Origin of the sequence: Kitasatospora cathayae, from assembly GCF_027627435.1 — a bacterium.
GTDB lineage: Bacteria > Actinomycetota > Actinomycetes > Streptomycetales > Streptomycetaceae > Kitasatospora > Kitasatospora cathayae.
The window spans coordinates 6,067,420-6,092,533 of sequence record NZ_CP115450.1; the positions used below are offsets into that span (position 1 = coordinate 6,067,420).

At 73.1% G+C, this 25,114-nt stretch carries 23 protein-coding genes; 20 read left to right on the top strand and 3 right to left on the bottom strand.

Features of this window, described 5'->3' with window-relative positions; all coding sequences use genetic code 11:
• Window positions 1-340 precede the first annotated feature (340 nt).
• The 9 genes from rfbB (at window position 341) to O1G21_RS27185 (ending at window position 10,222) form a co-directional block, all read left to right on the top strand.
• Window positions 341-1,405: a dTDP-glucose 4,6-dehydratase gene (gene rfbB / locus O1G21_RS27145; protein WP_405000714.1), complete on the top strand. Its 1,065-nt coding sequence runs from the start codon at window positions 341-343 to the stop codon at window positions 1,403-1,405.
• 64 nt (window positions 1,406-1,469) lie between these two features.
• Window positions 1,470-2,339, top strand: coding sequence for a glucose-1-phosphate thymidylyltransferase RfbA (gene rfbA, locus O1G21_RS27150; protein WP_270147319.1), 870 nt, complete (start codon window positions 1,470-1,472; stop codon window positions 2,337-2,339).
• Between the two features lie 126 nt (window positions 2,340-2,465).
• On the top strand, window positions 2,466-3,626 hold the full coding sequence (locus O1G21_RS27155) for an acyltransferase family protein (RefSeq protein WP_270147321.1): 1,161 nt from the start codon (window positions 2,466-2,468) through the stop codon (window positions 3,624-3,626).
• Between the two features lie 70 nt (window positions 3,627-3,696).
• Window positions 3,697-4,815, top strand: coding sequence for a glycosyltransferase (locus O1G21_RS27160; RefSeq protein ID WP_270147322.1), 1,119 nt, complete (start codon window positions 3,697-3,699; stop codon window positions 4,813-4,815).
• A 4-nt stretch (window positions 4,816-4,819) separates the two neighbouring features.
• On the top strand, window positions 4,820-5,257 hold the full coding sequence (locus O1G21_RS27165; RefSeq protein ID WP_270147323.1) for a VOC family protein: 438 nt from the start codon (window positions 4,820-4,822) through the stop codon (window positions 5,255-5,257).
• A 108-nt stretch (window positions 5,258-5,365) separates the two neighbouring features.
• Window positions 5,366-7,063 carry an FAD-dependent monooxygenase gene (locus tag O1G21_RS27170; RefSeq protein WP_270147324.1) on the top strand — a complete coding sequence of 566 codons (1,698 nt, stop codon included), beginning with the start codon at window positions 5,366-5,368 and terminating at the stop codon, window positions 7,061-7,063.
• 115 nt (window positions 7,064-7,178) lie between these two features.
• On the top strand, window positions 7,179-7,946 hold the full coding sequence (locus tag O1G21_RS27175) for an SDR family NAD(P)-dependent oxidoreductase (protein WP_270147325.1): 768 nt from the start codon (window positions 7,179-7,181) through the stop codon (window positions 7,944-7,946).
• Window positions 7,947-8,003: 57 nt separating this feature from the next.
• Window positions 8,004-9,050 (top strand): ketoacyl-ACP synthase III family protein, encoded by a 1,047-nt coding sequence (locus tag O1G21_RS27180; protein ID WP_270147326.1) that lies wholly within the window; start codon window positions 8,004-8,006, stop codon window positions 9,048-9,050.
• Between the two features lie 32 nt (window positions 9,051-9,082).
• Entirely contained in the window at window positions 9,083-10,222 is a 1,140-nt protein-coding gene (locus O1G21_RS27185) for a ThiF family adenylyltransferase (RefSeq protein WP_270147327.1), read from the top strand.
• A gap of 201 nt (window positions 10,223-10,423) precedes the next feature.
• Here O1G21_RS27185 and O1G21_RS27190 read toward each other — a convergent pair whose 3' ends face one another.
• Window positions 10,424-11,791 carry an aminotransferase class V-fold PLP-dependent enzyme gene (locus O1G21_RS27190; protein WP_270147328.1) on the bottom strand — a complete coding sequence of 456 codons (1,368 nt, stop codon included), beginning with the start codon at window positions 11,789-11,791 and terminating at the stop codon, window positions 10,424-10,426.
• A 287-nt stretch (window positions 11,792-12,078) separates the two neighbouring features.
• The gene (locus O1G21_RS27195; RefSeq protein ID WP_270147330.1) at window positions 12,079-12,912 is read right to left on the bottom strand and encodes a helix-turn-helix transcriptional regulator; all 834 of its coding nucleotides are present in this window, start codon (window positions 12,910-12,912) and stop codon (window positions 12,079-12,081) included.
• Between the two features lie 276 nt (window positions 12,913-13,188).
• On the opposite strand from O1G21_RS27195, the gene O1G21_RS27200 reads away from it, so the two are divergent.
• From O1G21_RS27200 to O1G21_RS27250, 11 genes are all read left to right on the top strand, one after another.
• Window positions 13,189-14,661 carry a nitroreductase family protein gene (locus tag O1G21_RS27200; RefSeq protein WP_270147331.1) on the top strand — a complete coding sequence of 491 codons (1,473 nt, stop codon included), beginning with the start codon at window positions 13,189-13,191 and terminating at the stop codon, window positions 14,659-14,661.
• A 3-nt stretch (window positions 14,662-14,664) separates the two neighbouring features.
• Window positions 14,665-16,101 carry a class I adenylate-forming enzyme family protein gene (locus tag O1G21_RS27205; RefSeq protein WP_270147332.1) on the top strand — a complete coding sequence of 479 codons (1,437 nt, stop codon included), beginning with the start codon at window positions 14,665-14,667 and terminating at the stop codon, window positions 16,099-16,101.
• 23 nt (window positions 16,102-16,124) lie between these two features.
• Complete coding sequence (locus O1G21_RS27210; RefSeq protein WP_270147333.1) at window positions 16,125-16,394, top strand: hypothetical protein; 270 nt, start codon at window positions 16,125-16,127, stop codon at window positions 16,392-16,394.
• Entirely contained in the window at window positions 16,387-17,136 is a 750-nt protein-coding gene (locus O1G21_RS27215) for a dihydrodipicolinate reductase C-terminal domain-containing protein (protein ID WP_270147335.1), read from the top strand. The genes O1G21_RS27210 and O1G21_RS27215 overlap by 8 nt, the downstream gene beginning before the upstream one ends.
• Window positions 17,133-17,867: a class II aldolase/adducin family protein gene (locus tag O1G21_RS27220; RefSeq protein ID WP_270147336.1), complete on the top strand. Its 735-nt coding sequence runs from the start codon at window positions 17,133-17,135 to the stop codon at window positions 17,865-17,867. The genes O1G21_RS27215 and O1G21_RS27220 overlap by 4 nt, the downstream gene beginning before the upstream one ends.
• A complete protein-coding gene (locus tag O1G21_RS27225) occupies window positions 17,864-18,562 on the top strand; it encodes a 4'-phosphopantetheinyl transferase family protein (protein ID WP_270147337.1) in 699 nt (232 codons plus the stop codon). The genes O1G21_RS27220 and O1G21_RS27225 overlap by 4 nt, the downstream gene beginning before the upstream one ends.
• 14 nt (window positions 18,563-18,576) lie before the next feature.
• Window positions 18,577-19,749 carry an acyl-CoA dehydrogenase family protein gene (locus O1G21_RS27230; RefSeq protein WP_270147338.1) on the top strand — a complete coding sequence of 391 codons (1,173 nt, stop codon included), beginning with the start codon at window positions 18,577-18,579 and terminating at the stop codon, window positions 19,747-19,749.
• A 17-nt stretch (window positions 19,750-19,766) separates the two neighbouring features.
• A complete protein-coding gene (locus tag O1G21_RS27235; protein ID WP_270147339.1) occupies window positions 19,767-21,398 on the top strand; it encodes a GMC oxidoreductase in 1,632 nt (543 codons plus the stop codon).
• Window positions 21,395-22,381, top strand: coding sequence for an aldo/keto reductase (locus O1G21_RS27240; RefSeq protein ID WP_270147340.1), 987 nt, complete (start codon window positions 21,395-21,397; stop codon window positions 22,379-22,381). The genes O1G21_RS27235 and O1G21_RS27240 overlap by 4 nt, the downstream gene beginning before the upstream one ends.
• A gap of 62 nt (window positions 22,382-22,443) precedes the next feature.
• Window positions 22,444-23,220, top strand: coding sequence for a class I SAM-dependent methyltransferase (locus tag O1G21_RS27245; RefSeq protein WP_270147342.1), 777 nt, complete (start codon window positions 22,444-22,446; stop codon window positions 23,218-23,220).
• A 262-nt stretch (window positions 23,221-23,482) separates the two neighbouring features.
• Complete coding sequence (locus O1G21_RS27250) at window positions 23,483-24,400, top strand: PEP/pyruvate-binding domain-containing protein (RefSeq protein WP_270147344.1); 918 nt, start codon at window positions 23,483-23,485, stop codon at window positions 24,398-24,400.
• A gap of 54 nt (window positions 24,401-24,454) precedes the next feature.
• On the opposite strand, the gene O1G21_RS27255 is transcribed toward O1G21_RS27250, so the two are convergent.
• Window positions 24,455-24,958 carry an FBP domain-containing protein gene (locus tag O1G21_RS27255; protein ID WP_270147345.1) on the bottom strand — a complete coding sequence of 168 codons (504 nt, stop codon included), beginning with the start codon at window positions 24,956-24,958 and terminating at the stop codon, window positions 24,455-24,457.
• Window positions 24,959-25,114 lie beyond the last annotated feature (156 nt).

Genomic DNA, 25,114 nt, shown 5'->3' on the forward strand with positions numbered 1-25,114 from the left:
GGGTGGAGCGGCAGGTGGGGGCGGGGTGAGTTCGGGATTCCCGGCCGTGTCGGGCCGGTTGATTGTGTGGAATTCCTGTGGAATAGCTGGTGAATTCGCGTGGGCGCGGACGCCGGCGAAGTCCACAACGATTTGCAACTTATACAGCGTGATGTGCGATGGTCAAGAACTCAGATCGTCCCGATGTGTCCGTTTTATATCATATGGACGAATTGCCGGCGCAGGCTGTCGCGGGACGCTCCGAGGCCCTTCGGCTGGTGGGTTTACAAAGCCCGTCTAGAGGTATTAGGTTCGTGGCGGCACCACATCTGACCTCGCTACTGCCTGATGGGGGTACCGTATGCACGTGGAGTTACCGCCACCGTTAGGGTCCGGCGGGAAAGGGTCAGCAGGATCGCATCGCCGCATCGTCGTCACGGGCGGTGCCGGGTTCATCGGATCCCATTACGTACGGTTATTGCTTTCCGGAGCCGAGCAGCTCTCCGTGACAGTTCTGGACAAGCTCACGTACGCGGGAAATCAAGCCAATTTGGGTGACCTCGCCGCGGATCCGCGGCTGCGGTTCCGGCGGGGTGACATCTGCGACCCGGCCGTGGTGGACGAGGTCCTGCGGGACGCCGACGAGGTCGTGCACTTCGCGGCGGAGTCCCACGTGGACCGCTCCATCGAGGACGGCGGCGCCTTCGTGCGCACCAACGTGCTGGGCACCCAGACACTGCTGGACGCCGCGCTGCGCCACGACGTGAGCCGCTTCGTGCACGTGTCGACCGACGAGGTCTACGGGTCGATCGCGAGCGGGTCGTGGGACGAGTCGAGTCCACTGAGCCCGAACTCGCCCTACGCCGCCTCCAAGGCCTCCTCCGACCTGCTGGTCCTCGCCTACCAGCGCACCCACGGGCTCAACGCCAGCATCACCCGCTGCTCCAACAACTACGGGCCGATGCAGCACCCGGAGAAGGTCATCCCGCTCTTCGTCACCCGCACCATCGACGGCCTGACCGTGCCGCTGTACGGCGACGGGCGCAACGTGCGCGACTGGCTGCACGTGACGGACCACTGCCGGGGCATCGAGCTGGTGCGCACCCGGGGACGGGCCGGCGAGGTCTACAACCTGGGCGGCGGCACCGAACTGACCAACCGCCAGCTCGCCGAGCGGCTGCTGGCCTTCGGCGGTGCCGACTGGTCGCTGGTGCGCGAGGTGGCCGACCGCAAGGGCCACGACCTGCGCTACTCGCTCGACGACCGCAAGGCCCGCGAGGAACTGGGCTACCGGGCGCGCGTGCCGCTCAGCACCGGCCTTCCCGCCACGGTCCGCTGGTACCAGGACAACCCGCAGTGGTGGCGTCCCCTGCTGCCGGAACCGGCGGGTCGTCTCGGCGCCGCCCCGCAGGCCACCCTGCCATGAGCCCGGCGGGACGGACCGCGGCGGACCGCGTCCTTCCGCCCCGAGCTAAGGAACCACTCCTCCCATGCGCGGAATACTGCTGGCCGGCGGCTCCGGCAGCCGGCTGCTGCCGCTGACCCTCATCAACTCCAAGCAGCTGCTGCCGGTCTACGACAAGCCGCTGGTCTACTACCCGCTGTCGGTGCTGATGCTGGCCGGCATGCGGGAGATCCTGATCATCAGCAGCGCGGCCCACCTGGAAGCCTTCCGCTCGCTGCTGGGCGACGGCGGCCATCTGGGCCTGAGCCTGCAGTACGCGGTCCAGGACGAGCCCCGCGGGATCGGCGAAGCCCTCGTGATCGGCCGGGACTTCGCCGGCGACGAGGACGTCTGCCTCATTCTCGGGGACAACATCTTCTACGGGCAGGGCCTGCCCGGCCAGCTGCGCGAGGCGGCCCGGACCCTGGACGGCTGCGCCGTCTTCGGCTATCCCGTCTCCGACCCCGAGCGGTACGGCGTGGCCGTCCTCGGGCGGGGCGGCGAACTGGTCGACATCGTGGAGAAGCCGGCCGACCCGCCCTCCAACATCGCGGTCACCGGCCTCTACATGTACAGCAACGACGCCCTCAGCTACGCCGAGAAGATCACCCCGTCCGCCCGCGGGGAGCTGGAGATCACCGACATCAACCGGCTGCTGGTCGAGCAGGGGCGCGGGCGGATCGTCCAGCTCGGCCGGGGCATCGCCTGGCTCGACGCCGGCACCCACGACAGCCTCCTGGAGGCGAGCCAGTACGTCCAGGTCCTCCAGAAGCGGCAGGGAATGCAAATCGCCTGCCTGGAGGAAACGGCCTACCGGATGGGTTACATCGACCGGAGGCAATTGGGCCGGCTCGCCGAACGGCTCTCGCCCGGCACCATGTACGGCCGGCACGTCCGTTCCCTCCTGAGAGCCTGACCCACCGCCCTTTCCAGAAAATCGGCCCGCCTTTCCACGGAATACCGGACCGGTGTGCGACGCATGTGGACCCGGCGCCTCGAATTCCCGGACCGGCGGCTCGACAATGAAAACGAAGGATTACCCATGCAGGAAGTGGCGGGCGCCTCGGGCAGACGGCGCCTCGATTCCCTCACCGGTGCGCGGTTTCTGGCCGCCGGACTGGTGTTCTTCTGCCATCTGGCGACCAGTGGATTCTTTGTGCCCGGTTCCGCACCGGCCACCGGGCTGATGACGGCCACCAAGACCGCCGGTACGGTCGGGGTCTCATTCTTCTTCGTCCTCAGTGGCTTCGTACTGACCTGGTCGGTCCGACCCGCGGACACCTACGGCGGCGTCCTGCGGCGCCGACTGGTGAAGATCTTCCCCAACCACCTGCTCACCTACGCCCTGGCGATGGTCGTCTACGCGTCGGCCTTCACGCCGCTGGGCACCGCGCTGCTCAACCTGCTGCTGCTCCAGGCCTGGTCCTCGGACCCGATGGTCTTCCTGAGCGTCAACGGGGCGAGCTGGTCGCTCTCCTGCGAGCTGCTCTTCTACGTGCTCTTCCCGTTGCTGCTCCCGTTGCTGCGCCGGATTCCCGCCCGGCGGCTGTGGTGGTGGGCGGGCGGTGTCGCGGCCGCTGTGATGCTGATGCCGCTGGTCGCCGCCCTGCTGCCGGCCGGTCAGACCCTGCCCAGGACCGGGTCCTGGCTGGACGGCGTGTCGATCGAACGGCTGTGGCTCGTCTACATCTTCCCGCCGGTCCGGCTGCTGGAGTTCGCCCTCGGCATCCTGATGGCGCGCATCGTCCAGTCCGGCCGGTGGATCGCGCTGCGTCCCGCCTGGACCGGGCTGCTCGTGGTGGCCGCGTACGTGCTGGGGCTCTACACGCCCATGCTGTTCACGGTGGCCGCGGTGACCGTGGTGCCGCTGGCCCTGTTCGTCGCCTCGCTGGCCCAGGCGGACAGCGCCGACGCCGGCACGCCGCTCGCGACGCCCCTGATGCGCCGGCTGGGGGAGGCCTCGTTCGCCTTCTACCTGATCCACGGGATCGTCCTGGAGTACGCCGGCGAGCTGCTGGTCCGCGAGCACCGCGCGCCGTCGACGGGCCAGGGCGTGGTGGTGTCCCTGCTCACCCTCGCGGTGAGCCTGGCGCTGGCCCTGGCGATCCACCAGTGGTTCGAGACGCCCCTGGTGCGGTGGTTCGGCCGCCCGCGGCCGCGCCCCGTCGTCCCGGCGGAGGCCGGCAGTTCCCTGGGTCGCTGAGCCACGACGGCCGGCACGCCCGTACCGCAATCCCCGTCCCCACCATTCCAGCGAGGCCTCTGTCATGCGCATGCTCTTTGTTACCGGCGGCAGCCCGGCCACGGTGTACGCACTCACCCCCCTGGCGACGGAGGCCCGGAACGCCGGGCACGAGGTACTGGTCGCCTCCAACGCGGAGACGATGGAGGCCGTCACCGGAGCCGGGCTGCCCGGCGTCTGCGTGTCCGACGTGCCGATCCGGCACCACATCTACCACGACCGCGCCGGCACCCCGCTGGTGATGCCCGAGGACCCCGATCTGGCGATCCGGGCCATCGGCCATGCCTTCGGCCGGATGGCCGCCGCCTACCAGGAGCCGCTGCTCGAGCTGGCCCGTTGCTGGCGGCCCGACGTGGTCGTCGGCGGCACCCTGCACTACTCGGCGGCGGTCCTGGCCGCCAGGATCGGCGTGCCGTTCGTGCGGCACTCCTGGGACTCCGGCGAGCCGCTGGTCGTAGACGAGGCCGCCGCGGTGGAGATGCGCCCCGAACTCGACGCGCTCGGCCTGGCGGGCATCCCCGGCACCGCCCTGTGGGTCGACGTGTGCCCGCCCAGCGTGCGCGACCCCGAGGCGCTCCAGGGGACGTCCATGCGGTGGATCCCCTGCAACCTGCAGCCGCCGCTCGAACCGTGGATGTACAGCAAGGGCTCCGCGCCCCGGGTCGGGGTCACCGCGGGCACCAAGACCGCGCCCGGCTACTTCTTCGACTACCTGGTTCAACTGGCGGTCGCGCTCAAGAAGTTGGACGCCGAGATCCTGGTCAGCGCGCCGCCGGCGGTGGCCGGGCAGCTGAGCGAGGCCACCGGCATGCGGGTCGGCTGGCTGCCGTTCGACACCGTCGCCCGCACCTGCGACCTGCTGGTCCACCACGCCGGCGGTGGGACCGCCCTGACCGGCATGGTGTACGGCATCCCCCAGCTGGTGGTCCCCAACATGCCCAAGCTGGTGGCTCCTTCGCAGCGGCTGGCGGCCTACGGCGCGGCCCGGGTGATCCTGCCCGGCGACGACACCCCCGAGGCACTGGCGGACGCGGCGGGCGACCTGCTGGCGAACGACCACTACCGGGAGCGCGCCCGGGACCTGGCCGAGGAGGCCAACGCCATGCCGGCCCCCCAAGAGGTGCTCGGCCTGATCGAGAAGCTGGTGTGACGCCGTGTTCTATCACGTGTGCTTCGTGGTCCCCGACATCGAGGCGGCGATGGCGGACCTCACCCGGACCGTCGGCGCCCAGTGGTCCGGCATCCTGGAGGACTCGCTCGGGCCGTGGGAGTACCGCCTGGCCTTCACCCGCGGCGGGGCGCCCTACACCGAGCTGGTGCAGGGCCCGCCCGGCAGCCCCTGGGACTCCAGCCTGGGTGCCCGCTGCCACCATCTGGGCTTCTGGACCGCCGATGTGACGAAGAGTGCGGCCCGACTGTCCGAGGACGGCTTCACCCCGGAGTTCGACGCCTGCCCGCTGGGGCGTCCCTACAGCTACCACCGGCTGGAGAGCCTGGGCGTGAGCCTCGAGATGATGGACGTCTCCCGGCAGGACCGCTTCCTGGCCGCCTGGGACCCCGGGGCCCCGGCGATGCCGCCCTTCGACGCCTGACCAGCGCCGCCCCGCGCCGTGCCGCCCCGGCCGTGACCGGGGCGGCATCCGCCTGCCGTTGTTGATCCCGCAAGACCCGTGCCGGCCCAGACGAGGAGAGCCGAAGCAATGCCGAGCAGCGACATCGATGCCCCGGACAACGGGACCCCGGCCACCGAGGCCCTGGACACCGACGTGCTGGTGGTCGGGGGCAGTACGGTGGGTCTCTTCACCGCCCTGTTCCTCGCCCGCGCGGGGGTGCGCACCCTCGTCGCCGAGCGGCACCCGGCACCGCTGGCGCACCCGCGGGCCATGGGCATCGGGCCGCGCACCGTGGAACTGCTGCACACGGCCGGCATCGCCGACGCCGTCGACGCCGAGTGCATGGACATGCGGGGCGGTGACCTCCAGATGTTCGCCACCCCCACCCTGGCGGAGGCCGACCTGGAGACCCTGTCCGCACAGGCCCCGCCCCGCACCGACGCGTTCCGCGACGTGACGCCGCGCCACCTGCGCGGCACCTGCCCCCAGGGCCGCCTGGACAAGGTGATCACCGCCGCGGCGCGCGACGCCGGTGCGCGGATCGAGTTCGGTACCGAGATGGTCGCCTTCGCCCAGGACGACGCACGGGTCACCGCGCGCCTGACCGGCCCCGACGGCCTCGTCGAGGTCCGGGCCCGCTACCTGGTGGCCGCGGACGGCGCCCGCAGTGGCGTCCGCGAGAGCCTGGGCATCGGCACCAGCGGGCCGGGTGTCATCGGCGACCCGCTGATCAGCGTGCTCTTCCACGCGGACCTCAGCGAGTTCACCGGCGGCCGGCCGTTCACCGTCTGCGACATCACCACCCCCGAGGCGGCGGGCGGCCTGCTGCCCGTCGACGGCGACCGCGAGTGGATCTACGCCTTCCGCTATCCGCGGGACGCCGGCCTCACCCCGGACGACTTCACCCCGCAGCGGTGCGCCGACCGGATCAGGGCCGCCGTCGGCCGCGACGACCTGCCCCTCGAGGTGGTGAGCATCCTGCCCTGGCAGGTGCGCGGGGCGCTCGCCGACCGGTTCCGGGACGGTCGGGTCTTCCTCGCCGGGGACGCCGCCCACGTCATTCCCCCGGTCGGCGCCTTCGGCATGAACACCGGTGCGGCCGACGCCCACAACCTGGCCTGGAAACTGGCCTGCGTGCTGGGCGGACAGGCCGGAGACGCCCTGCTGGACAGCTACGAGCACGAGCGCCGCCCGGTCGCCGCCACCGCGCTGGAGCAGTCGATGCTGCGCCTGGAGGACCCGTCCCTGCACTGGCAGACCGGCGAGCAGGGCCGCCGGCACCGCGCCTCGGCCGGCGCGCTCAACGCACCGGTGATCCACCTCGGCTACCGCTACGACTCCGGCGCGGTGATCGGCCCGGTCGCGCCGCTGCCCTCCACGGAGGAGGTCGAGCCCGACCTGGACGGCTCGCCCGGCTCCCGGCTGCCGCACCACTGGCTGGCTCCGGGCGGGCGGAGGCGCTCCACGCTGGACCTGGTCGACTACCGCTTCACGCTGCTCGCCGGACCGGACGGAGCGGCATGGCTGAAGGCAGCGGCCGAGGTGGCGTCCCGGCTCGACGTCCCGGTCGACGCCCACCTCGTCGAGGCGGCCGTGGAGTCCGTCCCGAGTTGGGCCGCCGCCGTCGGCATCGAGGACGGCGGCGCACTGCTGGTCCGCCCCGACGGCTTCGTCGGCTGGCGGACCCGGGTGCCGGCGGGCGATCCCGAGGCCGAGCTGGCGGACGTCCTGACCGCACTCCTGGACCGCGCGCGAGCACCGCGCGGGAGCGGCCGGCCCGCGTGACGGCCACCCGCCGGTCCCCGACCGGGCCGCACCCCCGCACCGGCCGGGCGCGGTGGTCGCCGCCCGGGCCGTGCTCTTCATCCGTGCCATGTACGACTCTTCGAGGGGGAAAGCCATGAATGGTCCCGCACCGCGGACCGCGCTGGTCACCGGCGCCGGCCGGGGCATCGGACGGGCCATCGCCGAACGCCTGGGCGCTATGGGCGCGACGGTGGCCGTCCACTACGGGCGCGACGACGCCGCCGCCGCCCAGGCCGTGGCGGCGGTGCGCTCCGCCGGCGGCAACGCCTTCCCGGTGCGGGCCGAACTGGGCACCCCGGGCGCCGTCGAGACCCTGGCCGCCGGCGTCGAGGCAGGCCTGCGCGAGCACACCGGCGCGGCCCGGCTGGACGTCCTGGTCAACAACGCGGGCATCGGCTGCCGCGCCGACATCACCACCATCACGCCCGAGGACCTCGACCGGGTGTTCGAGATCAACGTCAAGTCCCCGCTCTTCATCGCGCAGCGGCTCCTGACGCTGATGGGCGAGGGCGGCCGGATCGTCAACGTGTCCTCCGTCGCCCATCAGGTCGCCCACCCGCACGTCCTGGGCTACGCCATGAGCAAGGGCGCGCTGGAGGCGTTCAGCCGCTCGCTCGCCGCGCAGCTGGGACCGTCCGGCATCACCGTCAACACGGTCGCCCCCGGACTGATCGAGACCGACCTGCACCGCGCCCGGCTGCGCGAGCACCCCGAGGAGGCCGCGGAGGCGGCGGCCAGGACGGTCTTCGGCCGGCTCGGCCAGCCGGGCGACGTCGCCGACGTCGTCGCGTTCCTGGCCTCCGAGCAGTCCCGCTGGGTGACCGGCGAATGCCTGAAGGCCACCGGGGGTGCCTACCTGTGACGCCCCACCACTGAACGCCCGGTCCCATCGCCCCCACCGCCGACGGAAGGTTTGGACATGCTCGTCAACGACATCTACCTCGACAGCCTCGGCGTACGGCTGGGTCGCAGGCTCGACCTCGCCGAGGCGGCAGCCGACGGCCGGTACGCCGCGTCCGAGCACATCGCCAACGGCCTGCTGGGAGTGACCGTCTCCGAGGACGACCACGCCCCCGACCTCGCGGTCGCGGCCGTGCGCCAGGCGCTGGAACGCTCCGAGGCCGACCCGGCGGACGTCCGGCTGCTGCTGCACGCCAGCGCGTACTTCCAGGGCCAGGACATGTGGACCCCGTCCTCCTACATCCAGCACCACACCATCGGTGGCGGCGCCCCGGCCGTGGAGGTTGACCAGAAGTCCAACGGGGGGCTGGCCGCCCTCTCGCTCGCCTCGACCTTTCTGGCCGCCTGCGAGGACACCGCCGCCGTCCTGATCACCACCGGCGAGCGGTTCTGCCTCCCCGGCTTCGACCGGTTCCGCACCGAGAGCGGCACGGTGATGGCCGACGGCGGCACCGCCATGCTGCTCACCAGGCGCCCGGGGTTCGCCCGCGTCGTCTCCTGCGTGCTCACCTCGGACTCCTCGCTGGAGGGCATGTACCGCGGGCGGACGCTCAAGGACGCCCCGGCCGCGGGCGACAAGCCGCTCAACATGCGCGGGCGGAAGGCCGACTTCATGCGCCGCCACCTGAGCGACCTGGAGGAGATCTCGCTGCGGGTCGCCGACGGCATCAGCGGGTGCCTCCAGCAGGCACTGGCGGAGGCCAAGTGCGAGGCCGACGACATCCGGCGCTTCGTCATGCCCAACAACGGCCAGACGGTGCGCTGGTGGGGCATGCTCGCCGAGATGGGCGTCGAGCGCGAGCGCACCACCTGGGAGTTCGGCCGCCAGATCAGCCACCTGGGCTCCGGGGACCAGGCCGCCGCCCTCGACCACCTGCTGCGCACCGGTCAACTGGCCGCAGGCGACCGCGTGTTGCTGGCGGGGGCCGGTTACGGCTTCAACTGGGGCGCCGCGGTGCTGGAGATCCTGAACGTGCCCGACTGGGCCGCCGCCGACGCGTCCTGATGCATCGTCATCCTTCCAAGACAGGAGCACACATGCCCTTCCCCCCGCTCGCGGAGCCCGCTTCCGACCTGTCCGAGGACGAGGCCCGGCGGCACGCGCACCAGGTGATCCTGGCCGGCCACGGCATGACGGCGCAGCGCCGGCTCGCCGCCGCCCGGGTGCTGGTCATCGGCGCGGACGAGATCGGCGCACCGCTGATCGCCCACCTCGCCGACTGGGGCGTGGGCACCATCGGCATCAGCGACGGTTCCCCGCTCAACCCGTGGGACCGCTACCTGGGCATCGTGGCCGACGAGCCGGCCACCCGCGCCGACGCCTGGGCCCGGGCCCTGACCGCCACCCACCCGGCGGTGCGCACCGTCGTCGAGGGCCGCTTCGACGTGACCACCGCGGCGGACCTGGTCGCCGGCTACGACCTGGTGGTCTGCGCGGGTGAGGACCCGGCCCGCTGTCAACTGGCCGACGATGTCTGCGCGCAGGCCGGCAAGCCCTACGTGTGGGGGTCCATGGACGCCACCGGCGGGCGGGTGGCGGTCTTCTGGGACGTCCACGGCGCCACCCTGCGGGACCTGTTCCCGGAGCCTCCCACCCCCTACTTCCGCGGCATGTCCGGCGCGCTGCGGGCGGTGGGGTCCTGGCTGGCGGTGACCATGGCCACCGAGGCCCTCAAGCTGCTCACCGGCGCCGGCGAGCCGCTGGTGGGCCGGGTGATGAAGTACGACGCGATGGCCGCCACCTGCGTGACCGTGCCGCTGCGCCGCGATCCGCGCACTGACCGGCCGGCCGAACCGACCGCGGCGGAGCCGTTCTTCGGGCTCCTGTCGCCGCAGGCCGCCGTGGCGGCGCGCGAGTCGACCCTGTCGGTGGAGGAGCTGAAGGAGCTGCTCGACGGCGAGGAGCCGATCGCCCTGGTGGACGTGCGCGAGCCCGACGAGTACGCCTTCGTGAGCCTGCCCGGCTCGACGCTCGTCCCCAAGGACGAGTTCCTGAACGGTGACGCGGTCCAGCGGCTGCCCACCGACCGCAGGATCGTGTTCCTGTGCCGGTCCGGGATCCGCTCCGCCGAGGTGCTGGCGGTGGCCAGGCAGGCCGGCCGCCTGGACACCGCGCACCTGGGCGGCGGCATCGTCGCCTGGGCCGAGCGGATCGACCCCTCGCTGCCGACCTACTGACCCCGATACAACTACTCTCCGTAATCGATTTCCTGGTTCGTGGCCGCCCGGAACCCGCCCGGGCGGCCTTCCTTCGGCCTGTCCTCATAGCATTCCCGGCGGAAATCGGCCGACGCATAACCAGTCGCTTTTCCGAAAAGAGATGTGCGCCCGCACTCCCGAATTCATCGGGTAATGCGGGCGCACATCTCGGCGTTCCCGTCAGCGCACCGGAACGCAGCGGCCGCCCTCGGTCCGGTAGGTCCAGCGGGCGCCGTTGGCGACCAGGTCCGCCACCGCCGCGACGAACCGGTCCAGGTGCTCCACGGGGGTCCCCGCCCCGAAGCTCATCCGCACCGCGTTGGCGGGCCGCTCGCCCGGCCCGGCCGGCTCCGGGGCGGCGCACTCCTGAGGCTGGTCCGGGTCGGCGCCCAGCAGGCGGCGCACCATCGGGTGGGCGCAGAACATGCCGTCGCGCACCCCGATGCCGTGCTCGGCGGACAGCGCCGCCGCCAGGTGGGAGCTGTTCCACCCGTCGACGACAAGGCCGATCACCCCCACCCGGGGGCTGGTCCGGCCCAGCAGGGAGAGCACCCGCACCTCGGGGATGCCGGCCAGCGCGGTCAGCGTCCGCTCCAGCAGCGCCTCCTCGCGGGCCACCAGCGTCTCGAACCCCGCGGCGCTCAGCGCCCGGCAGGCCGCCGCCACCGAGTACGCGCCGATGACGTTGGGCGAGCCGGCCTCGTGCCGCGCGCTGCCCTGCTGCCACTGGACCGACAGGCCCTGCTCGCCGTGCACGACGAGCCGGCTGGCGCCGCCGCCCGCCAGGTAGGGCTCGGCGGCGGCCAGCCAGTCGGGGCGGCCGGCGAGCACGCCGGCGCCGAACGGCGCGTACATCTTGTGGCCGGAGAAGGCGATGTAGTCCGCGCCCAGCTCGGCGAGGTCCACCGGGCGGTGCGGTACCAGCTGCGCGGCGTCCACCACCACGCGCACCCCGGCGGCATGGGCCACCTCGGTGATCTCGGCGATCGGCCACAGCTCGCCGGTCACGTTGGAGGCGCCGGTGACGCACACCAGGCCCGGCCGGTGCGGGTCGCGGCCCGCCAGCGCCTCGGCCACGGTCTCGACCGCCTGCTGGCGCGACGCCGGCGCGGGCAGGACGGTGACCTCGGCGCCGCGCCAGGGCAGCAGCGCCGCGTGGTGCTCGGTCTCGAAGGCGTAGACCTGGGTGCCGGCCGGGAGCACCGAGGCCAGCAGGTTGAGCGAGTCGGTGGTGGAGCGGGTGAAGACGACCTCGTCGTCGGCGCGACAGCCGAGGAACTCGTGCACGGTGACGCGGCTGGCCTCGTACAGGTCGGTCGACAGCTGCGAGAGGTAGCCGGCGCCGCGGTGCACGCTGCCGTAGTACGGCACGTACCCGCACACCTCCTCCCAGACGCTGCGCAGGGCCGGGGCGCTGGCCGCGTAGTCGAGGGCCGCGTAGGGCACGTCGTCGCCGGTGACGAGCGGCACCATGACGTCCGTTCCCAGGACGGGCAGGGGCGGCGCCGTGACGGCGTCGATGGTCGGGGCGTTGCGGGCAACACGCATGGCGGACTCCCGGGGGGAGGGTGGATGGGGGTGGCCGGCGCGCGGGCGGGCGGGTGCGACCGGGTGGGCGCATCCGGCGGTCGCGCCGGCGGGCGGGGCACTGGAGAAAGGGATGCGCGGCGGTCGACGGCACGTCGTGCGCGCAGGGCAGCGGGCCGGTGCGCCGGCCCGGTCGGGGGCCGCGGCAGCCCGTACCGCTCGATTCTGCCAAGCGCGCGCCGCGCGCGGCAGGGGGCAAGTTGGCCGCTGACGGCCAGGGCCCGGCGCGCCGCCCTGGCCGCCGGGTGTCAGGAGTGCGCGGGCAGCGGATCCGGCTCGGGCAGCAGCTGGTGGGTCCGCGCGGCGATGACGCCGGCCTCGAAGCGGCTGCTCACGCCCAGTCGGCGCAGCAGTGCGGACACCGTGCGGCGCAGGGTGCGCGGGGAGACGTGCAGTTCGCGGGCGATCTCCAGGTCCTGGCGGCCCTTGGCCCACAGCCGCAGGATGACCAGCTGCTGCTCGGTCAGGCTCACCGGGGCCCGGGTGCCGACCGGCCGGTCGTCCGGGCACGGCCCGTCGTCCTCCGCCGCGCCGGTGCGCAGGTCGCGCGCGTCGTCCCAGCAGTACTCGAAGATCCGGACGAGGACCTGCAGCAGGGCCGGCTGGCGCACCAGCAGCGTCGAGTCCGGCAGGCACACCAGCGCCATCTCGTCGTCGACGACGACCAGCCGGAACGGCAGCAGCGGCGCCACCCGGATCTGGACCCCGCGCCGGGAGAGCTTCTCCAGGTGGGAGACGGCCGTGGCGTTCTGTAATAGGCCGCTCTGGTGGATGGTGCGCACGTTGACCCGCGACCCGCGCTCCCGCCAGTCGCCGCCCAGGCGGTCGATGACCAGGTGGCGGGCGATGACCGACGGCTGGATCAGGCGGATCTGATCGCGGGCCAGCGCCACCGCGGCGTCGAGCAGCTCATGGGCCCGCGCCGGGTCGTGGACCTCCACCGGGTCGCCGGCGCGGCCGGTCGGGACCGCGGCGCGGTGCACGGCCAGCGCGGACACGTGGGACTCCAGCAGCCGGGCGCAGTCCGCCGCGCTGACCAGCGCCCGCTGCTGCCTTTCCAGTAGCTCCGACAGCGTTCCCACGGCATTCTCCGACATTTCATCCTGCTGCACCGGCACCTCGCGGCCTCCCTGCTGGCATGTCCCCCGGCGGTCATGGCCGCTCCAGGCCACTAAATGGTCTACACGGCCTTGATCGCCTCTGGCAAGATTATTTCACCGGATTAATTGGAAATCCCGTTCCCCGTCTTCGGCAATGCTCACTCTGCGTACGCAATCACCTTGGCGCGTCTCATCCGCCAGTGGCAGCCGCAGGTGCTGACGCCGCTCCGTCTTGGCAGGAAAGGAGAAGCGAAACCGGTGAACGATCAAGACTCTCTGGTGTGCGACCGGGCCGCAGGGCACCCCCTGGGGGGCCTGGCCGACCCGGCCGACGGGCTCGGCGCCGAGCGGGCCGAGCAGACCGCCCAGCGCCTGTGGCGGCGGATGACGCTGGTCGCCGCCCCCGACGGCACGCCGCGCCCGCGGCCGATGGCCGTACCCGCCGAACTGCACGCCGCCCTGGCCCTGTTCGAGGCCTCCGCGCAAGGCTCCGCCACCGGCGGTCACAGCGCCCCCTCGGCCGGCGCGCTGCAGCCCTACGAACTGCGGGTGGTCACCGGCGGTCCGGACGGGCCGCGGGTGTTCTCCGTGGACGTGGCCCGGCGCACCTGCTACCTCACCCACGAAGGCGAGGAGGTGGACAAGGCGCTGTGCGACGGCGGCCTCGCGCTGCCGGGCCCCGACGCCAGCCTGGTGCTGCTCGTGGTGCGGCCCTGGCTGTCCATCCGTAAGTACGACGAACGCGGCTATCTGTACGCCCAGTTGGACACCGCGCACCTGGGCACCCATCTGCTGTGCCTGGCCGCGGCCGGACACCGCCGGGCGCGGTGGCTGACCGGTGCCGCGACCGGCCCGCTGAACACCCTGCTCGGCCTGGGGGACGACTACCTCCTGCCGCACAGCGTGCTGCTGCTGGACGGCCCGGCCGGCCACCGGTCGCCCGAGCCCGGCGCCTGGAGCTGCACCGACCACCGGGACACGCACCGCTCGCCCCGGCGGCCCGAGCACTTCGAGTACCGATGTTGGCAACAGCTGGCCGAATTCCGTCACGAATGGCCGACCGCGTCCTCAGGCACCCCGCCGCTCAGCCTGCTGGACGGCACCGAGGCGGCCGCGGCGCCGCAGCCGGCCCAGCTGGCCCGGTTGGCCCGGCTCGCCGCCGTCCGGCGCTCCGCCAAGGACTTCGGGCCCGGCCCGGTGCCGGCCGACGCGCTTCGGCGGGCGCTGGCCGTCATGAGCACCCCGCTGCCCACCGACCTGCCGCCCGCGGACGGCTTCGGCGCCACGCTGGTCGCCCGCCGGGTGGACGGTCTGGCCCCCGGCGCCTACCGCGTCCTGGGCGCCGGTACCGAGGACGCCGCACCCCGCGGTCGCGTCACGAGCAGTGACGACGACCTGGTGCGGATCTGCATGGGGCAGGAGCACCTGCGTCACACGGCCGCCGCCGTCGTCTTCCACGGCCGCCGGGAGCAGGTCTTCCGGCACGGCATGGCCGGGATCGACCACGCGCTGCTGCGCGCCGGGGCCCTGGCCCACCTGCTCTACCTGGGCGCCACCGACGCCGACGTGGCGATCACCACCATCGGTGGCTTCGACGCCGCGGCCTGGCACCGCCTCGCCGGGCTGACCGATCAGGACGAGGTCCTCTACGTCGCGATGCTCGGGCCGCGCGGCGCCGCCGCCCGAAAGATCGACCGCCTGCAGGGCGCCTACGCCCACGGGGGGCGCTGACCGATGCTCGCCGACATCATGACCAAGGCCCTGCGCGACGGCGGCGGCCGGGCGCAGGTCACGGACCGTCACACCCGCCTCACGCACCGGGAGCTGGACCGGGCCGCCGATGAGCAGGCCACCCAGCTGCGCGCCCTGCTCGGCCCCGGCGAGCGGCACCGGGTCGCCATCCAGTCCGGCAACTCGGTCGCCTACCTGGTCGCCTACCTGGCCGTCCTCAAGGCCGGCAGCGTGCCCTTCCTGATCGACCGGGCCAGCGGCCCGCGCGAGGTGCAGCTCATCTGGCAGGACTGCGGGCTCGACCTGCTGCTCCAGGACGAGGCCGCGGCCGCGCCCGAGGTCGGCACCCCGCGCGGCACGCTGGGGTCGCTGCTGGCGACCGGCCTGCCCGCGCGGGAGGACGCGCCCGCGCTGCACGACCTGACCCAGGTGTGCCGGTTCACCTCCGGCTCCACCGGCCGTCCCAACTGCATCGAGTTCGCCGGCGCCGCGGTGCACCGGGCCGCGGCGAACTGGGCCGAGGGCACCGGCCTTTCGGGCGGCGACAGCATCCTGTGCTTCGCCTCCCTCTCCAACGGCCTGGCCTTCAACACCTCACTGCTCTCCGCCTTCCTGGTCGGCGCCGACCTGCACCTGGGCAGCGGACTGCCCACCGGCGGCGCGGTGTCGCGGCTGCTCGCGAGCACCGCCGCCACCCGGCTGGTCGGCTTCCCGGCGCTCTACGAGTCGCTGGTCCGCCGCCCCGCCGACGGCACCGCACCGCCGAACCTGAGGATGGCGGTCTCCTCGGCGGCGCCGCTGCGCCCCGACACCCGGAGCGAGTTCACGGCGCGCACCGGCGTGCCGCTGCAGAACTACTTCGGGGTGGCGGAGGCGGGCCCGCTGACCTTCGCTGCGGACCCGCTGACCGATCCGGGCCTGGGCCAGCCGCTGCCCGGCGTGCGCCTGCGGGCCGGCACCGCGGCCGCGCCCGAGGTGGTGCAGGTGCACAGCCAGTCCATGGGCACCCGCTACCTCAACGCCCCCGGCGTACTGGAGGGCCGCATCGACCAGGACGGCTTCTACCACACCGGCGACACCGGCTACCTCAGCGACGGCAGCCTGGTGCTCACCGGACGCACCAGCCAGAAGATCAACGTCGGCGGGCGCAAGATCGACGCCCTCGAGGTCACCCACGCGCTCCTCGACGTCCCCGGCATCACCGACGCGGTCGTCTTGGAGACCCCCGACCGGCACGGTGGCAGCGCACTGGCTGCCGTGATCACCGCCGAACCCGGCTTCGACCCGGCCGAGGGGCGCCGCCGGCTGTCCGAGCGCATCGCCGCCTACAAGGTCCCCAGTCTCATCCGCGTCGTGCCCCAGATCCCCCGCGGCTCCACCGGCAAACCCGCCATGGCCCAGCTGCGCGGCCTGTTCGACACCACTGGCCAGCCCCAGTGACGACCCGCCAGGAGAACGCAGTCATGCCCGTGTCCCCGAACCAGATCCGTCCGCGCATCGTGCGCATCGTGCTCGGCTCCGCCGAGGGCGATCTGACCGAGCAGGCCCTCGCCGCCGCCAACTGGTCGCTGCCAGCCGTCAGTTACTCCTCCCTCGCCTACATCCGGATGATCGACACCGTGGAGAACGAGCTCGGTGTCTACCTGGACCCGGAGGAGGACAGCGAGCGCTTCGAGACCATCGACAGCATCGTCGACCTGGTCTGTCAGCAGCTGGAGTCCGGCGATGCCTGAGCCGGTCCTGGGGATCGTCGGCACCGGCCGGCTCGCCGCGGCGGTCGGCGGACTCGCCCAGGCCGAGGGGCACTCCGTACGGGTCTACGAGCCCCGCGCCGTGGACACCTGGCGCCAAGGCCCCGCGGCCGACGTCGTCATCGACTGCTCCGCCCCGGCCGTCACCGGCCAGGTCGCCGACCTGTGCGGTGAGCTCGGACTGCCGCTGGTCGAGTGCGTCTCCGCGCTGCCCGACGCCCAGTTGCAGCGACTGCGAGCCCTGGCCGCCGGGGTGCCGGTGGTGCTGGCCGCCAACCTGTCGCTGGGCAACTACCTGCAGACCCGCGCCCTGCGCAGCGTCGCGCAGGTGGTGACGACGATGGCGCGGGCCGGCATCGACGGCGCCGTGCCCGAGGCCGCCGTGCTGGAGCGCCACCCGGCCACCAAGGCCCACCGGCCCAGCACCACGGCCGAGTTGCTGGCCCGGGAGTGGACCCGGCAGACCGGGGCCGACCCCGCCGACGTGGCCTCGCTGCGCCACGGGCCCGCCGTCAGCGACCACACCGTCAGCCTCGGCTGGCCGGAGCAGAGCCTGGTGATCGGCCATCACGTCGCCTCGCTCCGGGCGGCCGCGGCCGGCGCCATCGGGGTCGCGACCTGGGCCGTGGGCCACGCCCCCGGCAGCTACACCGTCCACGAGGTGTTCGACGACATGGTGGCCGCCATGGCGCGCGCCACCGGCCGAGCGGAGGAGAGCCAGTGACGGCGACCACGACCGAACGCCGGGTGCCGACCCGGATGGCCGAGCAGATCTCCCTGGGCGCCCGGATGCTCTCCCTGGACGGACACGACGACTTCAACCAGGGGCAGATCTCCGCGCGGATGCCCGGCTCGGACACCTTCTACATCAAGAACGCCCTGGTCGGGTTCGACGAGGCGAGTCCCGACCAGATCGTGGCGGCCGACACCAATCCGGCGGCCCCCATCGATCCGCTGGCCCCACCGGAACTCCCGCTGCACCAGGCGATCTACCGCGCCCGCCCGGACGTCAACGGCATCGTGCACAGCCACGCCCCGCACACCCTGGTGTTCGGCGCCACCCACCTGACGCTGCGACCCGTCTCGCACGACGGCGCGCACTTCGTCGACGCCCTGGGCCTGTTCACCCTGACCAGCAACACGGTCCTGGACCAGGAGACCGGCGAGGCCATCGCGCACGCGCTCGGCGACGGCAACGGCGTCCTGCTGCGCAACCACGGCTCGGTGGTGATCGGCCGGAGCGTGCGGCACGCGGCCGTGTTCGCCCAGGTCCTCGAGCGCGCCTGCCGGCTGCAACTGCTCGCCGAACAGGCCGGCGTCCCCTACAGCTGGTCGAGCGACAAGGACGTCGCCCTCAAGCGCGACTTCATCTACGCCGACCTGTCGGTGCGCTCGTACTGGGACTACGCCGTGCGCCGGGTCCGGCGCACCTGGCCGGACATCAGCACGTGGTGAGTGGCCACGCCACCCCCGGCATCCTGGTGGCCGTCTGCGACGCCGCCACCGCCGCGGACCGCTACGGGCACCTGCTCAGCGCGGTCGAACGGACCCGTGCGGCGGCCTGCCCGCCGCACCGGGCCCTGGAGTTCACCGCCGGGCGCGGACTGCTGCGGTGGGCTCTGGACCACACCCTCGGGGCGGGGGCCGCCGCCAGCCGGATCGTCCTGACCGACCGCGGCAAGCCCGTGCTGGCGGACCTGCCGGCGACCGGCATCAGCCTGTCCCACAGCGGCGAGACCGTCGCCGTCGCCGTCGCCGTCGGCCGCGCCGTCGGCATCGACGTCCAGGCACCGGTCCCGATCACCGACGGCCTGCTGCGGCGCTGCTGCACACCCGAGCAGCAACGCGAACTGGCCGCCCTGGACCCCGACCGCCGTCCCACCGCCCTGGCCCGGCGCTGGACGATCCTCGAGGCGCACGCCAAGGCCACCGGACGCGGTCTGACCCGTCGGCCGGGCCGGTTCCCCGGGCCGCTGCTGGCCCGGCGCGGGCACGGCCGGGACTTCGCCTGGCGCACGCTGCCCCCGCTGGGCGGCTGCGCCGCGGCCCTCGCCTTCGACGGACCCGCCCACCGGGTCCGCCTGCGCATCGCGCTGCCGGCCGGCACCCCCGGCCCCCGCCGTACCGTCCACGACACCCATCCTCACTGAGAGGCGCCGACCCGATGACCGATCTACCCCTCGTCGCCGACGGGCCCCGGATATCGACCAAGGAGGCGGTGCGCGAGCTACTGGCCCTGGCCGAGGAGCTGGCGGACAAGGAACTCGCCCCCAACGCCGACAAGTTCGAGGCGCAGTCGCACTTCCCGCGGGAGATCCTCGACACCCTCGGCCGGGCCGGGCTGCTCAGCCTGCCCTACCCCGCCGAGTACGGCGGCGGCGGCCTGGGCTACGAGGAGTACCTCACCGTCCTGGAGATCCTCGCCCGGCGCTGGCTCGCCGTCGCCCAGTCGGTCAACATCCACGTCCTGTCCTGCTACCCGGTGGCCGCCTACGGCACCGACCGCCAGCGCGAGCGGTGGCTGCCGGACATGCTGGGCGGCCAGCGGCTCGGCGCCAACTGCATCTCCGAGGCCGAGGCCGGCTCCGACATCTCGGCGCTGGCCTGCACCGCCCGCCTGGACCGCGAGCAGGACACCTACACGCTCCAGGGCACCAAGTCCTGGATCAGCCACGCCGGTCAGGCCGACTTCTACAACATCTTCTGCCGCACCGGGGGCGAGGGCGCGCGCGGACTGTCCGTGCTGCTCACCGCCGCCGACACCCCCGGTCTGGTGGTGCAGGGCCTGGAGAAGAAGATGGGCGCGCGCTCGTCACCCACCGCGGCCATCGCCCTGGACGGCGCGCAGGTGCCGGCCGAGCGCCTGATCGGCCGGCCCGGTAAGGGGTTCCTGATCGCCACCGGTCTGTTCGACCGCGGCCGCCTGGGCATCGCGACCTGCGCCGTGGGGCTGGCCGCGGCCGCCGTGGACTACGCGGTCGCCTACACCAAGACCCGCCGTCAGTTCGGGCGCCCCGTCGCCGACTTCCAGGGTCTGGCCTTCATGCTCGCCGACATGTCCACCCAGGTCGCGGCCGCCCGCGCGCTGGTCCGCGAGGCCGCCCAGGCCCTCGACCGGGGGGCCGCGCCCTCCGCCGTCACCGCCGCGGCCGCCCGCGCCAAGCTGTTCGCCACCGATACCGCGATGCGCGTCACCACCGACGCCGTGCAGGCCCTGGGCGCCTACGGATACGTCCAGGACCACCCGGTCGAACGCTGGATGAGGGAGGCCAAACTGCTCCAGATCATCGAGGGCACCAACCAGATCCAGCGCGTCGTCATCGCCCGTTCGCTGTGACCGAGGGGACCGCAGCCGTGTCTGAACCGCACTTCACCGAGCACGTCGACGTCGTCATCGTCGGCAGCGGCCCCACCGGGGCGGCCTACGCCCGCCTCATCACCGATGCCCGGCCCCGGGCCCGGGTGCTGATGGTCGAGGCCGGCCCCGCCGTCACCGACCCGCCCGGCGCGCACCTGGCCAACCTGACCGACGCGGGCGAGCGCGAACGCGCCGTCATCGCCTCCCAGGGCCCCCACCAGCACCGCTACCCGCTCTCGGCCGCCTCGGCCGTCGCCCAGCACCGGACCCCCGAGGACCGCGCCCGCGCGCTCCTCACCCGGCCCGGGCTGATCCCGGCGGGCTCCGGCGAGCCCGCCGACGACGGCCTGCCGGCGGCCCAACAGGCCTGCAACGTCGGCGGCATGGGATCCCACTGGTTCGGTGCCAGTCCCCGTCCGGACGGCACGGAGCGGATCCCGTTCCTCGACCCCGCCGTCCTGGACGAGGCCCTCACCGTCGCCGAGCGACTGCTCGACGTCTCGAGCACGCAGTTCCAGGGCTCGGCCTTCGCCGCCCACCTGCAGCAGGTGCTCGGCGCGGACCTGGACGAGGACCGCGCCCCCGGGCGGCGGGTGCAGCCCATGCCCATGGCGGTCCGCAACACCCCGGCGGGCCTCCGGCGCTGCGGCACCGACGTGGTCCTCGGCGACCTGGTCGCCGGCGCGAACCCGCACTTCGAACTGCGCCCCGACACGCTCTGCGAGCGGATCCTCACCGCGGACGGCCGCGCCCTCGGCGTCCGGCTGCGCGACCGGGCCGACGGCACCGCGTACCAGGTGCGGGCCGAACACGTCGTGGTGGCGGCCGACCCGCTGCGGACCCCGCAGCTGCTCTTCGCCTCCGGCGTGCGCCCCGGCGCCCTGGGTCGCTACCTCAACGAGCACTCCCAGGTCTCACTGCTGGCCGAGGTCGACCTGCCCGAGGCGGAGGCCGTGGCCGCGGAGTCGACGGGCCCGGCGCCGGTGATGTCGGACTCCACGGTCTCCACCCTCGCGGCCAGCGGGGTGACCTGGATCCCCTGCGACGGCGAGGAGTACCCGTTCCACGGCATGCTCACCCGGATCGACCCGGCCACCCTGGCCCGCCCCGGTACCGGCGAGCCGCCCGCCAAGCCCCTGCTCTCCATCCACCTGTTCACCGCGCAGGAGCCGCGGCGCGACAACCGGCTGGAGTTCAGCGACACCGACCAGGACTGGCTGGGCATGCCGGCGATGACGATCCGTCACACCCTGGGCGAAGCGGACCGCCGCACCCTGCGCCGCGCCCAGGCCGAGGCGCTGCGACTGAGCGCGCTGGTGGGCAGGCCGCTGGCGGGGGAGAGCCCGTGGATCCTGCCCGGCGGCAGCTCCCTGCACTACCAGGGGACCGTGCGGATGGGCGCCGCCGACGACGGCAGCAGCGTCTGCGACCCGGCCTGCCGGGTCTGGGGCCTGGAGAACCTCTACCTGGCGGGCAACGGGGTGATCCCGACGCCCACGGCCTGCAACCCCACGCTCACCAGCGTCGCACTGGCCGTGATCGGCGCGCGCGACCTGGTGCGCCGACTGCCTGACACCACCCAGGCCCTGGCCGTCGTGTCAGGGCCGTCCGAAGGGAAGACCACGTGATCCACACACGGCTCGGCCGCACCGGACTGCGCGTCAGCAGACTGGTCCTCGGCACCGTCAACTTCGGCGGCCGGGTGGAGGAGCCCGAGGCGCACCGGCTGATGGACCACGCCCTCGCCCAGGGCATCAACGTCGTCGACACCGCCAACACCTACGGCTGGCGCGTCTACAAGGGCCACACCGAGGAGGTCATCGGCCGCTGGCTCGCCAAGCAGCCCGCCCGTCGCGACCAGGTGGTGCTCGCCACCAAGGTCGGCGACCCGATGAGCGACGGCCTCAACGACCAGGGCCTGTCCGCCCGCAACATCGTCGCCGGCTGCGAGGCCTCGCTGCGCCGACTGGGCACGGACCACATCGACCTGTACCAGATGCACCACATCGACCGGTCCGTCGGCTGGGACGAGGTCTGGCAGGCGATGGACCTGCTCGTCACCCAGGGCAAGGTGCGCTACGTCGGCTCCTCGAACTTCGCCGGCTGGGACATCGCCTCCGCCCAGGAGGCGGCCCGGCGCCGCAACGGCCTGGGACTGGTGTCCGAGCAGTGCGTCTACAACCTGGTCACCCGCCACCCCGAGCTGGAGGTCATCCCCGCAGCCGCCGCCTACGGACTAGGCGTCATGGTCTGGTCGCCGCTCCACGGCGGCCTGCTCAGCGGCGTGTTGCGCAAGATGCGCGACAACGACGCCGTCAAGTCGGCCCAGGGCCGGGCCGCGGAGGCCCTGCTGGAGCACCGGGACACCATCGAGGCCTACGAGAAGCTGTGCGCCGACTTCGGCACCGATCCCGCGCAGGCGGCGCTGGCCTGGACGCTGTCCCGGCCCGGGGTGACCGCCGCGGTGATCGGTCCGCGCACCGAGCAGCACATCGACGGTGCGCTCGCCGCCCTCACCTCACCGCCGCCCGAGGCCCTCCTGTCCCAGCTCGAGCAGCTGTTCCCGCCGGTCGGACGGGGCGGCCCGGCCCCCGACGCATGGCTCTCCTGACCACCACCCCCACGGATCCGCCGGACCGGTCGGCCCGGCACCACTCGAAAGGACAACCTCCCATGACGGCAGAGAAGTTCACCGACCCGCTGATCGTGCCGCACGAGTCAGCCCAGGACCGCGACGCCCGTGAGCGCCTGACCAAGCTGCTCGTCGAGACGCCGATCCCGCCGCAGTACCTGATCGACAACCTCGCCGTCTACATGCGCCGCCACCAGCTGGCCGACCTGCTGTCCATGGACCAGCTGTACCGCATGCTGGGCGACGTTCCGGGCACCATCATGGAGTTCGGCGTCCTCCACGGCCGCCACCTGGCCACCCTGACCGCGCTGCGCAGCATCTACGAGCCCTACAACTCGCTGCGCCGCATCGTCGGCTTCGACACCTTCACCGGATTCCCCGAGGACATCGACTCGGTCGACAAGGTCAGCACCAGCGCCGTGCCCGGCCGCTTCGCCGTGCCCGACGGTGAGGTGCAGCATCTGCGCGAGGTGCTCGCCGCCCACGAGGCCACCGAGCCCTTCGGCCACACCCAGCGCTCCTTCGTCGTCCAGGGCGACGTCCGCGAGACGGTGCCGCAGTACCTGGCCGACAACCCCGAGACGATCATCGCCATGGCCTACTTCGACCTGGACCTGTACCAGCCGACCAAGGAGCTGCTCGAGGCGATCAAGCCGCACCTGACCAAGGGGAGCATCCTGGCCTTCGACGAGCTCGCCCACCCCAAGTGGCCGGGCGAGACCACGGCCCTGCGCGAGGTGCTCGGCCTGGACTTCGCGCCGCTGAAGCAGCTGCCCGGCCGTGAGCCGCCGGTGATCTACATGCAGTGGGGTCAGTGACGGCGAGACGGGTCGCGGCGGCGTCGGCGCCCCCGCCCCGGAAACGCGTCGGGTGCCGCCGGCCCCGGCCGGCGGCACCCGACGCGCTGTGCGGTACGGCACGCAACACCGGCGATCGGGTGAGGAGGAGGCACCGGTGATATCGGAACAGACGCGACTGGTTGCGACGGCGGATGCGCGGGGCGGACGCCGGGCGACGGCGCCGGCGGCGCACCGACTGGTCTTCCCCGGGGGCGCTACGCAGGCCGCCGATCCGCTACTGGTGGGGCACAAGTTCGCGCGTCAGGCTTGGCTGCTGGCGGCCGGGTACCGGGTGCCGGAATTCGTGTGCGTGTCGGTCGAGGCCTTCGACACGGTGCAGGCCGAGACCGGCATCAGCGCTCCGGCCGTGCGGGATTCGGGGGAGCTGGCGGCCTGGGCGGCGCGGGCCCGTGCCCAGGTGCGCGGCGCGGGGGTGCCGGACGGCCTGGCCGCGGCGCTGCTGGAGGCATACGACCGCCTGACCGACGACGGTGGCACCGTGGCGGTGCGGTCCTGTGCGGTGCCTGCCCGGGCAGGGGCGCCCGGCGGCGGGGAGGAGGCGGCCCCGGCCCCGGGCGGCGGCTTCCTGGTGGTCGGGCGCGATGAGCTCATCGACCGGGTGTCCCAGTGCTGGGCCTCGGCCTTCACCGCCGAGCGGGTGCTCGACCGCTTCGCCCGCGGCAGTGACCCGGCGGCGACCCGGATGGCGGTGGGGATCCAGCGACTGGTACGGGCCGAGCGGTCCTTCGTGGCCGTCAGCCGCGAGCTCCGCAGCGCCCCGGACATCGCCGACCAGGCTCATCTGGCGGCGGCCTACGGACTGGGCGAGGGCGTGACGCGAGGGCGGGCGGACGTCGACCGCTTCTCGGTGGACGTCGGCACCGGGGTGGTCGAGCTGCGCACGGTGCGCAAGACCCGCCGACTGGTGCCCGCCGACACCGGGGGAACCACCGTCACCGAGGTGCCCGAGGACCTGGCGCACCGTCCGGTGCTCGACGTCCAGACCGCACGGCGGATCGCCCGGCTGGCCCGCGGGCTGGAGGGCCACTTCGGCGGGCCCCAGGAGATCGAGGGCGCCATCACCGCGGACGGCGAGATCCACCTCGTCCAGGCCCGCCCGGCGGTCGTCACCCGGGTCGGGCGGCGCTGGCCCCGCTGAGAGCGGCCGGTACGGCTTCGGCGGGGGGCCGAGGCCGTACCGGCCCCACAGTTCCTAGGCCGTGACGACCTTGGTCAGGAACTTCGACAGGTTCGCCCGGGTGCGGGTGATCTTCTCCTCCGTGGTGAGGTTCTCCTTCATCCGGATCCCCGACGCGTTCGCGCGCTTCTTGTCCCGGACGTACAGCGAGCAGGCGAGGTCGCTGCAGAAGTACTCGCCGGCCGACGCGTACTCGTCGTCGCTGACCCGGCGAGCCTTACGGGCCGTCATCAGGGATACGCCCGAGGCGACATGCGTGGTCAGGCAGATCGAGCACATGGAGCCGTAGTGGGCGCCGGCGGTCCGCTGGGCGAAGCGCAGCGCAACGCCGACGAGCCGTCCGTCGTGCTCGGCGACGATGTAGCTCCGGTTGGGGGCTCCGGGGTCCCGCCAACCCAGGAAGTCCATGTCCTCCCAAGGGAGTTCGGCAAGGTAGCGCGGCAGTGCGATCCGACTCGCCTCCCCCTTGGTGCAGTTGACGAACGATGCGCGGATCTCCGGGTCAGTCAGTGCCTTCATGCTTCCTCACGATAGCGCCCCTGTGTATATTAGGCAAAAGCCAATCCATCTTAGGTATAGGGTCGTGTCCAGCGGATCCCCCGCTCACACCATGGGTGCCCCACGGCATCCGTCGAGCGCCGTGTCCGGTGCCGTCCGTTCTGAACTCGGCTGTTT